Origin of the sequence: Scandinavium sp. (genome assembly GCF_032012665.1) — a bacterium.
In the GTDB taxonomy this organism is placed as follows: Bacteria; Pseudomonadota; Gammaproteobacteria; order Enterobacterales; family Enterobacteriaceae; genus Scandinavium.
In genome coordinates this window covers 289,756-301,705 of record NZ_DALZVG010000003.1, presented here as the reverse complement: position 1 = coordinate 301,705, position 11,950 = coordinate 289,756, and the positions used below count along the sequence as shown (strand labels likewise).

Here is an 11,950-nt window from a genome sequence, read left to right as displayed (position 1 = left end):
CGAACAGGCCTCGTCGTGAGGACAGAATTTGTCTACGGGCGTGGGGTCAGTCCACGCGACCTCCATCATCTGCAGCTTCTGCAACAGGGCACAGCAGATTAACCATCGAACCATACTCATCACACAGCATAAACGCCTGCCCTCACCAGTTGGTGCTTTGCTTTATATAAAGGAGATTACTGATGTCAGAACTTACCTTCACCGAACCCGAAGTGTTAACCGACCATACCGACGTAATTTGCTCCACCAGTATTGAGCGTATCGTCACCGGACGTAATAACGCACTGGAATGCATCGACACTCTGATCCAGCAACTTGACACGATCTCGCAGGTCACTACCAGCATCTGGCGCGATCTGATGAACAAATCCGGGACGATTGCACTAATGGATGCCCAGGCACGTGACGAATGGTACGATAGTCTGGAGAAGGACGACATCCCCACCATAAGTAAAGACAATATTGTCAGTACCTTTGAGCAGCATCAAAATAAAGCGAAGTCTTTGAGCGCGGGATCATTAACGTATTTAAAGGGCTGAGCTGGGACTACAAGAGCAGCAGCCCATGTATGTTTGGTAAGAAAATCATCGTCGATGGTAAGAAGACTTTGGTCTGCAAAGCAGCGTTTGCGTACATCGTGAAGAAAAGCTGGCATATTGATGTAGGAGATGGAGGTAACAGCTTTTATCATTTTACTCTTGAGAACAGTGAGAGCTTGAGACAAATCAAATGCGCAGACAACTTGTTCAAATGATGAGGTACAAACAGTATCACCCTCAAAAAGATGTACATAAGAAGCAAACTCATAATGTCAGCATCTTCGTTCCCCGGTTCGAGACACCAAAAACCGACAAATACGGACCGAGGGTACAATTGAGGGTATAAAATTAATCACATCAAAAATAAACCATAAAAATCAATATGAAATTGCAACACATCGATTCCGATTCCGCCACTATTTAAAGAACCCGCCCAAAAGGCGGTTTTTTGCTTTTCTGCTTCCGGACTCTGCATCGAAGCGGGTTCGATGATTCGCTCGCGGAATGACACCCTCATCCCGCGAGCAAAACTCAGGTCTACTCTTTCCGGCTCTCCACTATCAGCGGCTCGATATCGCTCTCTTTCTTGATGACCAGAGACTCATCACCGCGAAGGCAGGTGCCACCATAGTTGCCACCCACGGTGAAGGTGCACACCTGAATGTACTTGCCGTCGACGTTGGGCAGGCACCAGAGCTGCTGGTAGATATTTTTACGGTCGACGAACTTGCCTGAGCTTTGGTCCAGCAGCTCTTCATCGTGGCTGACAAGGTCGATATTGCTGCCGCAGCGGCCTGAAATCGGCTTCACCGCATAGCCGGTTTTCGCCAGCTCCTCATTGACCACAAAATCCGTATCCAGCAGATAACGGTGATTCGGGAAGAGCTGCCAGAGCACCGGTAGAATAGCCTTGTTGCCCGGCACTACCGTCCACAGCGGTTCAAAGACCATCACTTCCGGGCGCAGCAGCACGTCTATCAGGCGTACTTCATTATCCGGGTGGCCCGTGCGGATCGGCACGGCGGCAAACTCGGTTTCGCTGACTTCACGCACCTGCTCAATAGCGGTTTCCCACGCCCAGGTTTTCCACACGCAGTTCACCGGACGGTTGTCACCGTCGATCAGCAGCCCGGCGGCATCCCAGCGTAGCTCGTCCAGGCCGTAGAGAATTTTGCTGTCAAACCCGGCTTCCGTCAGCGCCTTTTGCATAAAGCGGGCGTGATAATTTTCCTCCAGATCCTTGTCCTGCATGATGTGGACAAACGGGCGAGCGCTGCTGTGTTTCCACGCGCCAATCAGTTCGCTTAACAGCTCTTCTGAAGGGTTATAGCCTTCGCCACGATAGCCCGTTTTTGCCCACTGCTCCAGAATCAGGCCACCTTCGGTATGGCACGACGCCGAATCGGCGTTGTACTCATAGACCTTCAGCCCACGCTCATCCATGCAGAAATCCATGCGCCCGGTGATCATATCGTGGCGACGCCGCTGCCAGGAAAGACGTAAGCGTGGCCAGAGGATTTTCGGGATGTCGAACAGCGCCAGCAGCGAGTCATCCTTCATCACCTTGTCGGTGGCGTGCAGATACATCAGGTGCAGTTCGTTGGTCGCCTTCACCAGCTCCTGCTCGGCGCACTCGGTGATGGTGAAATACTGACAGGGATCTTGATTGATAAAGTGACCGTTGGCCCGAACGTAGGCGGCCTGCAAAGGCTCCTGCTCGTTCAGCCATGCGCCATCGAACTGACCTTTATTTTCCAGGCGCGCGCCCTGAATATTCAGCGCTTTCCCCGGCAGCGCGGGCTGCGGCAGGCTGTGTTCATTGTTTTCCGTCTGGATCATCCACCCCAGAATGGTGGTGTCATCAAACGTGTCTTCAATGGTGTAGTGCCCGTCCTTCACGACCAGCGTCAGCTCGCGCGTCCACTGCTGGCCCTGCGGCAGCGGATGATGAATCACGTTCTGTTCGGCCACGCGAACCTTATTGCCCACCAGCTGCGTGATGACCGCCACGTGGCCAGTTTCATTGAACTCGCCGCCCTTCTGCCAGATAAGCAGCGAACCCGCTACCGGCGGACGTTTTGAGCCATTGGCAAACGCCTGCAGCGGCAAAAGATTATCGTTCACCACCTGGCGTAAAAAGCGCAGGGAAAAAATCTCATAGGCCATGCCGACATCGGTAAATACAAAGCCGTAGGTCAGAAACAGAAAGCGGCGCGCAAACTCAACGCACTGCCATTTGTGGCCCATGTATTCGTTATCTATATAGCTGCGAAAAGAAACATCGCTGTGAGAGAAATCAGGACCTAAACTGCTGTAGTTTGAGGAGTAAATCGCCACGCCTCCCGGCGCATACCCTAACAACGTTCCAAAAGGTGCATCACTGCCGGAGATTCCAGTACTCATTCTTCCAACCTAATTTTTCGTTCGGGGGAGCAGGCGGCTTACTGAATTCCTGTCGTCGTCTGCGCATTGCCAATGTTCTGACAGAAGTGGCTTAATCATACACCTCGCAGATAAGATAATCGAAACGACAACACAACATCAGGAGTCAACATGAGCTTACAGGCACAGGCGCTGGAGTGGGGGCACGGTCCAAAAACTTTCGAGGTTTTTCTGGAACCTACCTGCCCCTTCTCGGTAAAAGCGTTCAACAAACTTGACGCGCTGCTGGCCGCCGTCGGAGAAGATAAGCTGACGATAAAAATCCGTTTGCAGTCACAGCCGTGGCATCTTTTCTCTGGCGTAATCGTCCGCTGCATTCTTGCCGCATCAACCTTGCCGGACGGTAAAGCCAAAGCCAAAAAAGTGATGCAGGCGGTGGCAGATCGTCGGGAGGAGTTTGAATTCACGGATCATTGCAGCGGGCCGAATATGCAGGCCACGCCGCAGGACATTCTGGAACGTATTGAACGCTACAGCGGCGTACAGGTCGCCGAAGCGTTCGCGGTGCCGGAGCTGCAAACGTTGATTAAATGGCACTGTAAATACGCCCGCCAGAACGGGATCCACGTGTCGCCGACGTTTATGGTAAACGGGCTGGTTCAGCCAGATTTAGGCAGCGGGGATGATATTGCCGTTTGGGCTGAGCGAATTCTGGCATAACCACTGAGCGTTGCCCGGTGTCTGATTGCCCGGTGGCGGCTGACGCCTTACCGGGCCTACAGTTGAGTGTTCACCCAGGCCGGGCAAGTCACGCGCCGCCCGGCCATCCAACGTTATCCCACCAGCAGCGTTTTCGCCTCCAGATAAGCCTGTATGCCCCATTTGCCCATTTCGCGGCCCAGGCCGGACTGCTTCATGCCGCCGAACGGCGCTTTAGGTTCATGTGCCATCGTATTGACCAGCACACGACCCGATTCAATTTGCTGCGCAACGCGCACTGCATGTTCGGTGTTGCTGCCAAGCACCATCGCACTCAGGCCATAGGTCGTGTCGTTAGCGATAGCCAGCGCTTCGGCTTCATCGTCGTAAGGGATCATCACCAGAACCGGGCCAAAAATCTCTTCACGGGCAATGCGCATCTGGTTATGCCCGACAAAGACGGTCGGCTTCACGCCCCAGCCCTGCGTCATGCCCGCCGGGCGCCCTTCTCCGCCAACCAGCAGCTTCGCTCCCTCTTCCACGCCAAGACGAATGTAGTCCTGCACGCGCTGCCACTGCTTGCGGCTGACCATCGGGCCGATATCGGTATTTTCATTACGCGGATCGCCGGACTGCACCTTACTTACCGCCTGAACGAACGCCTGTTCAAATTCCGTCTGGCGGCTACGCGGCACCAGAATACGCGTTCCGGCGACGCACGCCTGGCCACTGTTCATAAACCCTGCGGCCAGCGCCAGCGGCACGGCCCGATCGGTTTCGGCATCGTCCAGAATAATCGTCGGTGACTTCCCGCCGAGCTCGAGCGTCACGCGCTTCAGGGTCCGCGCTCCGCTTTCAACGATATGCTTGCCCACCGCCGTCGAACCGGTAAAAGAGATTTTGGCGATATCCGGGTGATGATTAATCGCGTCGCCCACCACCTCGCCGCGCCCGGTAATGATATTGAACACGCCCGCCGGAATACCGGCTTCATGCAGCGCTTCGGTCACAACCTGAGTCTGAATGCCGCTCATCTCGCTCGGTTTGATCACCGCCGTACAGCCCGCCGCCATCGCCGTGGCAAGCTTATTGCAGATAAACCCGGCGTCGCTGTTCCACGGCGTGATAAGCCCCGCCACGCCCACCGGGGTCATGATCACCTGCGCGCTGCCTGCCTGCTCAACAAATTCAAACGACTCCAGCGCCTCAATCGCCTGAGCAATCACGTCTGCCGGGTATTGCGCCATCCAGCGCCCGCGAACCGCAGGTGCACCGTATTCCGTAACGATAGCGTCCAGAAGCTCATCCTCTCGCGCCGCAACGGCAGCGTGCATACGCTTCAGCACGGCGATACGCTCCGCTTTCGTCGTGCTGGACCACGCAGGAAACGCCGCTTTCGCTGCCGCGATCGCCCGTTCGGCGTCGACTTCATCAGCCAGGCGCACGGTGCCAATTACCGCTTCGGTTGTCGGGTTGAACAGTTCAAAGCGCTCTTCGCCGTGCGGAGTAACGAATTCGCCGTTGATGTAAATGCTGTCGATGTGCTGCATGGTATTCCCCACATATTCAGTTTGTGGAGCGAGTATAGAAACGGATGACCGCTACGATAAGAGGGTCTATCCTGAATGGACTGTCACGAAAATCGGGATAATCTATGCATCGCACAGGATTCACGGAGCTGGAAGTGGTGCTCGCCGTCGCCCATCGTCAAAGTTTTCGCGCCGCGGCGCGCGAACTCGGCATGTCTGCCACGGCGGTCAGCAATGCCGTTGCCGGGCTGGAAAGCCGTCTGAAGGTGCGCTTGTTCAACCGTTCCACCCGCAGCGTAGCGCTGACGCCTGCAGGCGAGCGCTACGTCGAGCGGATTGCGCCTGCGCTGGCAGAAATTCAGCGCGCGTCGGAAGAGATCACCGCCGTGCCCGATACGCCCACGGGTACGCTGCGCATTAACGCTCCGCAGGAGAGCGTGTCGATACTGTATGAACCGTTGCTGGAAACATTCCTGAAACGCTATCCGCAAATACGGCTGGAGATCACCAGCGAATCCCGGCTGGTCGATATTGTAGCGGAAGGCTATGACGCGGGGATCCGCCTGGCGGAATCCGTGCCTCAGGACATGATTGCCGTACCGCTCACGCCGGACATCCGCATGCTGATCGTCGCTACGCCGGAGTATCTGGCCAGACACGGCACGCCGCAGTCGCCGGATGATTTACTGAAACATCAGAGCGTCGGCATGCGCATGTCCCACGGCGGCATTTATCACTGGGAGCTGGAGCGCAACCAGCAGAAAATCAACGTCAACGTGCCGCCGCGTATCGTGCTTAACGAGATGCGCGCCATTCATCGCGCCGCCCTCAGCGGGATCGGCATCGCCTTTATTTCCAACTGGTTTGTGGATGAGGATATCGCCGCCGGGCGGCTAATCAGCGTGATGGACGAGTGGAGTCAGCCGTTTGGCGGCCTGCAGCTCTACTACCCCGGCAGACGTCACGTTCCGCCGGGGCTGAAGGCGTTTATTGAGCTAGTGCATGAGCTGCGCAATGAAAGCCGGGTGGCGCTGCGCTAACCCGGCCTGCGCTTTTTGTAGGCCCGGTAAGGCGTAAGCCGTCACCGGGCAGATTTCGCAGGTAAAACTCAGACCTTAAACAACCAGCACGCCGCAAAATGGCGCGGGGCAATCTCCTGCATCGGCGGCTCCTGCTCGCGACAAACCGGCATCACCTGCGGGCAGCGGCTACAGAACCGGCAGCCGCTGATTTCCGCCGTCGGGCCCGGGATTTCCCCTTTCAGCCCGCCGTGATCGAGATGACGCACGCGCGGATCGGGCTGCGGTACGGAGGCCAGCAGCGCTCGCGTATACGGATGCGCCGGGTGCTGATACAGCGTATTGGCCTCTGCCACCTCCACCAGCTTGCCGAGATACATCACCCCAATCCGGCTGGAGATATGGCGCACCATCGACAGGTCATGGGCGATAAACAGATAGGTCAGCCCCAGCTCCTGCTGTAAATCCTGCAGGATATTCACCACCTGCGCCTGCACCGACACGTCCAGCGCCGAAAGCGGCTCGTCGCACAGCACAAACTCCGGGCGTACCGACAGCGCGCGGGCAATGCTGATGCGCTGGCGCTGCCCGCCGCTGAACTCATGCGGGAAACGCTGTAAATGCTCCTGCTTGAGCCCAACTTTATACAACAGCTCTTGCGCACGATCTCGCTGGGTCTGCTTGTCATAGCCATGGATCTGCATCGGCTCGGACACCAGCTGCTGCACGGTCATACCGGGGTTCAGCGAGGAGTACGGATCCTGAAAAATGGCCTGCATCCGGCGACGCAGCGGCTTGAGGGTTTTCTCGTTCGCCTGCGCAATCTCCTGCCCGGCAAAGGTAATCTCGCCGGAGGTGATGTCGAACAGCCTCAGGATCGCCCGCCCGAGCGTCGATTTACCGCAGCCGGATTCGCCCACCAGGCCAAAGGTTTCGCCCGGCAGAATATCGAAACTGACGCCGTCGACGGCCCTGACCGTCAGCCCTTTTCTCATCAGGCCGCCGCCGAGGGAATAGTGCTTACGCAATTCACGTACGCGAATTAATGGCTCCTGACTCATGCGGGGATCTCCTTGTCCTGCCATAGCCAGCATGCAGTGCGGTGGCCGTTATTATTGGCGTAAAACGGTGGCTGCTTGTCACACTGCGCCATCTTCTGCGGGCAGCGTTCAGCAAACGGGCAGCCCGGCGGCGGGTTGAGCAAACCTGGCGGAGAGCCTTCGATCGGCGAAAGACGATGCTCAGGTTCATCTGCACGCGGTAAAGACGCCAGCAGCCCGCGGGTGTACGGATGCAGAGGCTGCCAGAAAATGTCCTCCACGCTGCCCTCTTCCATCACCTGTCCGCCGTACATCACCACCACGCGGCTGCATACCTGCGCCACCACGCCGAGATCGTGGGTGATAAGCAAAATCGCCGTGCCGGTTTCCTGCTGCAGCGATTTCAGCAGACGCAGGATCTGCGCCTGAATGGTCACGTCCAGCGCGGTGGTCGGCTCATCGGCAATCAGCAGCTGCGGACCGCAGGAGAGCGCAATGGCGATCATTACGCGCTGGCGCATCCCGCCGCTGAACTCATGGGGATACTGGTCAAAGCGCCGCTCTGCATCCGCAATGCCCACGCGGCCCAGCATTTCAACCGCTTTGGCTTTCGCCTCACGCTTCGACAGCCCTTTATTGCGGCGCAAAATTTCCGTCATCTGGCGGCCAACGGTCAGCACCGGGTTCAGCGCCGTCATCGGATCCTGGAAGATCATCGCGATATCGTTGCCGCGAATGCGCCGCATCTGCTCCGGCGTTTTCCGTGCAAGATCTTCACCGCGAAAGCGCACATGGCCGCCGGTGATTTTACCGGTATTACCGAGCAGCTGGATCACCGACTTACAGGTGACGCTTTTGCCGCAGCCCGATTCTCCGACGATGCCGACAAGCTCGCCGGGCTGCAGCGCAAAGCTCACCCCGCGCACCGAATGCACTTCGCCGTCGCGGGTAAAGAACGACGTTGTTAAGTTTTCGAGTTCCAGTAAGTTATGCATCACGGTTGGCTCCCGGCTCAAAGGCGGTGCGGAACACGTCGCCCAGCACGTTAAAGCTGAACACCGTCAGCAGGATCAGAATGCCCGGGAACATCGCCAGCCAGGAAGCCTCTCCGATGTACGATTGCGCATTATTCAGCATGCTTCCCCAGGACGCGGCGGGCTGCTGCACGCCAAGCCCGAGGAAGCTTAACGTCGACTCCATCAGAATCGCGGAGGCGATATTCAGCGTGGCGGCGACGATAATCGTTGGCAGCACGCCGGGAATAATGTGGCGCACGATGATCCGCAGCGGATGCTCACCGGACGCGCGGGCGTAGAGTACATATTCTCGCTCCTTCACCGACAGCGTTTCGGCGCGGATCATGCGCGACATGTTCATCCACGTCAGCAGACTGATAATCAGGATGATGCTCTCGACGCCCGGCTTCAGATACGCATTAAGCACCAACAGCAGGAAGAACGCCGGGATCGCCATCAGGATTTCGACGGCACGCATCATCAGGTTGTCGATCCAGCCGCCAAAATAGCCGCTGAGGGTGCCGACCACCGTGCCAATCAGGGTGGAGAAGATCATCACCAGAAAGCCAACCATCAATGAGATCTGGCCGCCGTAGAGCGCGCGGGTGAAATAGTCCCGACCGTATTCATCGGTGCCGAACCAGTGCCCGGCATCGGGCGGCAGCATGCGCGCGCCGAGCGCCATCTGGTCCGGATCGTAAGGGCTGAATCCCGCCGCCAGCGCCGCGAGAATAAAAATGAAGAGCACCAGCAGGGAAAACTGCGCCGGACGATTCCGTTTCAGCTGGTGACGAACGTTTTGCCATCTTCTGCTCATCGTCTGCTACCTCAGCGTCCGGATGCGGGGATCGGCGAAGCGATAGAGCAGATCCGCCAGCAGGTTGCCGAGGATCAGCATCAGCGACGACAACAGGATGATTGCCATGATCAGCGGATAATCCAGCGAGGCGATCGCCTGAATGCCCAGCAGGCCCATGCCCGGCCAGGAGAAGACGCTTTCGGTCACGTACGCGCCCACGATCAGCTCGCCAAACGACAGGCCAAACAGAGTGATCACCGGCAGCAGCACGTTTTTAAGCACGTGACGAAACAGGATCGTGCGGTAAGTAGCACCGTAGGCTAACTGCGTCTGCACGTAGTCTGCAGAAAGCTGACCGATCGTGTTCGAGCGTACGTAGCGCACATAGTTGGAGAGGTTGTAAAAGGTCAGCGCAATACATGGCAGCACGCCGTGGCGCACGACGTCGGCCCAGCTATCCTCGACGCCAATCGTACGCATCCCCATGCTCGGCAGCGCGTTAAGCTGCACGGCAAACACGGTAATGAGCAGAATACCGAACCAGAAAATCGGCACGGAGATGCCGACATAGGCAAACAGGTTGAGAAAGTGATCGAGCCAGCGGTGCTTAAACGCGCCCGCCAGCAGGCCAAGCGGCACCGCGAGGATAATCGCCAGAACCAGCGACGCCCCCATCAGCCCGAGCGTGGCGGGAATGCGTTCGACAATCATTTCCAGCACCGGACGATGGTAGATAAGCGAATAACCGAGGTCGCCCTGAAGGACGTTTTTCAGCCACAGGAAGTATTGGGTGACCAGCGGCTTATCGAGCCCGAGGCTGTGGCGGATACGTTCGATATCCTCTGGCGCCATCCTCGGGGTGATATACGCCTGCACGGGATCGCCCGGCGCAAGCTTCACCAGCAGGAACGCCACCAGCGAAATAAAGAAAAGCATCGGCAGCAGTTGCAGCAGCCGACGCGTCAGCATTGAGTTCACGACATTCCCTTCACAAAACTGGCCGCTGAGAAAGTGCCCGGTGGCGCTACGCTTACCGGGCCTACAGGATTGGTAGGCCGGGCAAACAACGTGCCGCCCGGCACAGAGTCAGCGTTCAGATATCACTGATTATTTTTGATAAATCTTCGACAGATCCTGGAACATATAAACCGGCTTAGGTTCGGCTTCTGCGGTACCGCCAAAGCGTTTATCGACCGCGACCGTCGCATTGGTGTAGGCGATTGGGTAGTACGTCATATCGGTCGCTACGGTCTGCTGAATCTGCCTGTAGATCTCACCGCGTTTGGCAGCGTCTGTTTCAATCGCGCCTTTATCCCACAGCGCGTCGAACTGCGGATTTTTGTAGTGCGCGTAGTTGTAGGCTTCGTTGCTCATAAATAGCGACTTGTAGCCGTCCGGCTCGGCACCCATGATGTAGCCGCCGAGGTTCAGCTCCCACGCGGTGTTCTTCATATCGAGGCTTCGCTGGGACATGGCGTTGGCGTCCAGCGGCATCAGCTCCACGTTAATCCCCAGCGCCTTCAGCTGCTGCTGAATGTAGAGGCTCATGCTCTCCTGGGTTTTATTGGTGTTCACATAGGCCAGGCGCAGCCTGAGGTTCGCCGGAGCACCCGACTCCTTCAGCAAATCCTTCGCTTTTTGCAGATCGAACTTGTACTGGTCCACGTCGTCCGAGTGGTACAGCGTGTCCGGCGTCAGGAACGACGTGGCCGGTTTGGCGTAATCCTGTGAGGTGAACGCAGTAGTGACAAGGTCATCCTTGTTGATGGCATAAGCGATTGCCTGACGCAGCGCTTTGCTCTGCATCACCGGCACGTTCTGGTTGAAGGTCATGTACGCCAGACGCCCTTCCGGATAGGTCACGAAGTCGAATTTGCCGGTGTTTTTCAGGCGTGAGACGTCCTGTGGGTCGACCATCTTCAGGTTGATTTCGCCGTTTTGCAGCGCCAGGTTGGCGGAGTTGCTGTCTTTGGCGAAGCGGTAGGTCACGGAATCGAGCTTCGCTTTGCCGTTCCAGTAGTTGTCAAAGCGGGTCAGCGCGTAGTACTGCCCGGCACGATACTCTTTAAATTTGAACGGCCCGGAGCCCACCGGCGCATCGTTCTTGCTGCTCTTTTCCAGATCGGCTTCGTTGGCGAATACATGCTGCGGAATGGGGTAAATCTGCACTAAAGTACCGACGAACGCGGCGCTGACCTGCGGCAGGGTAAATTTCACCGTCAAATCGTCGACTTTGCTCACCGCAACCGGCTTACCGCCAAACATAAACATGCTGCGGAAGAAGCTGTGCTGCTTTTCATCCAGCAGTTTGTTAAAGGTGAAAACCACGTCGTCGGCTGTCAGCGGCTGGCCGTCCTGCCATTTCAGGTTCGGCTTCAGCTTCAGGGTGTAGCTGAGATTATCGGCGGACGGCGTCAGGCTTTCGGCCAGGCCCCATTCGATTTTGCCGTCGTTGTAGCTGTAAAGCGGTGCATAAAGCGCCTGCATGATAGTCAGCGTCGTGCGGTCGCTGGCGTAAATCGGGTTTACCGCCAGCGGATCGCCGGAGGTAATGCCGATAATCAGCGAACCGCCCTCTTTCGGCGCGGCGTTCTGGTTTGCCGCCGGAGCGTTTACGGTGTCTTTATTTTTTGCGTCATCGCATCCCGCGAGACCGAAGGCCAGCGAGATCATCGCGGCGGAGAAAACCAACTTGCGCATGCTTTATTAACTCCTTGCCATCATTATTTTTTGTCTGCTTTACGGTGCAGTTCGCCGTGCATAGTGGAGCCTTTGCCACACGATTTGAAATGCGATTTTTGTTTAAGCTTATATCCGAAACGATCTATATAAGATGTTTTTAAAATAAGCCGTTAGCCCCATCACGCCGCTGAATGCTAAAGCCTGGCATTATCACCTGCTACACTGCCTCAATACGTCAACCAACA

Annotated in this window: 10 protein-coding genes and 1 pseudogene; 3 read left to right on the top strand and 8 right to left on the bottom strand. The window is 56.8% G+C overall.

The window, feature by feature from the left end:
* Nucleotides 1–182 precede the first annotated feature (182 nt).
* A pseudogene (locus RTU33_RS04800) lies at nucleotides 183–661 on the top strand (DUF4942 domain-containing protein); the annotation flags it as partial.
* Nucleotides 662–891: 230 nt separating this feature from the next.
* On the opposite strand, the gene RTU33_RS04795 reads toward RTU33_RS04800, so the two are convergent.
* Nucleotides 892–1,050: a hypothetical protein gene (locus RTU33_RS04795; protein ID WP_312625687.1), complete on the bottom strand. Its 159-nt coding sequence runs from the start codon at nucleotides 1,048–1,050 to the stop codon at nucleotides 892–894.
* Between the two features lie 26 nt (nucleotides 1,051–1,076).
* A complete protein-coding gene (gene gss, locus RTU33_RS04790; RefSeq protein WP_312625686.1) occupies nucleotides 1,077–2,942 on the bottom strand; it encodes a bifunctional glutathionylspermidine amidase/synthase in 1,866 nt (621 codons plus the stop codon).
* Nucleotides 2,943–3,092: 150 nt separating this feature from the next.
* Here gss and RTU33_RS04785 point away from each other — a divergent pair, with 150 nt between their 5' ends.
* Nucleotides 3,093–3,641, top strand: coding sequence for a thioredoxin (locus tag RTU33_RS04785; RefSeq protein WP_312625685.1), 549 nt, complete (start codon nucleotides 3,093–3,095; stop codon nucleotides 3,639–3,641).
* A 113-nt stretch (nucleotides 3,642–3,754) separates the two neighbouring features.
* On the opposite strand, the gene RTU33_RS04780 is transcribed toward RTU33_RS04785, so the two are convergent.
* Nucleotides 3,755–5,170: an aldehyde dehydrogenase family protein gene (locus RTU33_RS04780; protein WP_312625683.1), complete on the bottom strand. Its 1,416-nt coding sequence runs from the start codon at nucleotides 5,168–5,170 to the stop codon at nucleotides 3,755–3,757.
* A 104-nt stretch (nucleotides 5,171–5,274) separates the two neighbouring features.
* On the opposite strand from RTU33_RS04780, the gene RTU33_RS04775 reads away from it, so the two are divergent.
* On the top strand, nucleotides 5,275–6,189 hold the full coding sequence (locus RTU33_RS04775; RefSeq protein WP_312625682.1) for a LysR family transcriptional regulator: 915 nt from the start codon (nucleotides 5,275–5,277) through the stop codon (nucleotides 6,187–6,189).
* A 68-nt stretch (nucleotides 6,190–6,257) separates the two neighbouring features.
* Here RTU33_RS04775 and RTU33_RS04770 read toward each other — a convergent pair whose 3' ends face one another.
* From RTU33_RS04770 to RTU33_RS04750, 5 genes are all read right to left on the bottom strand, one after another.
* Nucleotides 6,258–7,229, bottom strand: a complete 972-nt coding sequence (locus RTU33_RS04770) for an ABC transporter ATP-binding protein (RefSeq protein WP_312625681.1) — start codon at nucleotides 7,227–7,229, stop codon at nucleotides 6,258–6,260.
* The gene (locus RTU33_RS04765) at nucleotides 7,226–8,203 is read right to left on the bottom strand and encodes an ABC transporter ATP-binding protein (RefSeq protein ID WP_312625698.1); all 978 of its coding nucleotides are present in this window, start codon (nucleotides 8,201–8,203) and stop codon (nucleotides 7,226–7,228) included. The genes RTU33_RS04770 and RTU33_RS04765 overlap by 4 nt, the downstream gene beginning before the upstream one ends.
* The gene (locus RTU33_RS04760; protein WP_312625680.1) at nucleotides 8,196–9,041 is read right to left on the bottom strand and encodes an ABC transporter permease; all 846 of its coding nucleotides are present in this window, start codon (nucleotides 9,039–9,041) and stop codon (nucleotides 8,196–8,198) included. Before RTU33_RS04760 ends, RTU33_RS04765 begins: the two co-directional genes overlap by 8 nt.
* A 6-nt stretch (nucleotides 9,042–9,047) precedes the next feature.
* Nucleotides 9,048–9,992 (bottom strand): ABC transporter permease, encoded by a 945-nt coding sequence (locus tag RTU33_RS04755; RefSeq protein ID WP_312625697.1) that lies wholly within the window; start codon nucleotides 9,990–9,992, stop codon nucleotides 9,048–9,050.
* Between the two features lie 138 nt (nucleotides 9,993–10,130).
* A complete protein-coding gene (locus RTU33_RS04750; protein WP_312625678.1) occupies nucleotides 10,131–11,723 on the bottom strand; it encodes an ABC transporter substrate-binding protein in 1,593 nt (530 codons plus the stop codon).
* Between the last annotated feature and the right edge of the window lie 227 nt (nucleotides 11,724–11,950).

Excerpts from the sequence above, each read along its gene's own strand:
- gss (WP_312625686.1), bottom strand. The coding sequence starts at position 2,942 with ATGAGTACTGGAATCTCCGGCAGTGATGCACCTTTTGGAACGTTGTTA.
- RTU33_RS04785 (WP_312625685.1), top strand. The coding sequence starts at position 3,093 with ATGAGCTTACAGGCACAGGCGCTGGAGTGGGGGCACGGTCCAAAAACT.
- RTU33_RS04780 (WP_312625683.1), bottom strand. The coding sequence starts at position 5,170 with ATGCAGCACATCGACAGCATTTACATCAACGGCGAATTCGTTACTCCG.
- RTU33_RS04775 (WP_312625682.1), top strand. The coding sequence starts at position 5,275 with ATGCATCGCACAGGATTCACGGAGCTGGAAGTGGTGCTCGCCGTCGCC.
- RTU33_RS04770 (WP_312625681.1), bottom strand. The coding sequence starts at position 7,229 with ATGAGTCAGGAGCCATTAATTCGCGTACGTGAATTGCGTAAGCACTAT.
- RTU33_RS04765 (WP_312625698.1), bottom strand. The coding sequence starts at position 8,203 with ATGCATAACTTACTGGAACTCGAAAACTTAACAACGTCGTTCTTTACC.
- RTU33_RS04760 (WP_312625680.1), bottom strand. The coding sequence starts at position 9,041 with ATGAGCAGAAGATGGCAAAACGTTCGTCACCAGCTGAAACGGAATCGT.
- RTU33_RS04755 (WP_312625697.1), bottom strand. The coding sequence starts at position 9,992 with ATGCTGACGCGTCGGCTGCTGCAACTGCTGCCGATGCTTTTCTTTATT.
- RTU33_RS04750 (WP_312625678.1), bottom strand. The coding sequence starts at position 11,723 with ATGCGCAAGTTGGTTTTCTCCGCCGCGATGATCTCGCTGGCCTTCGGT.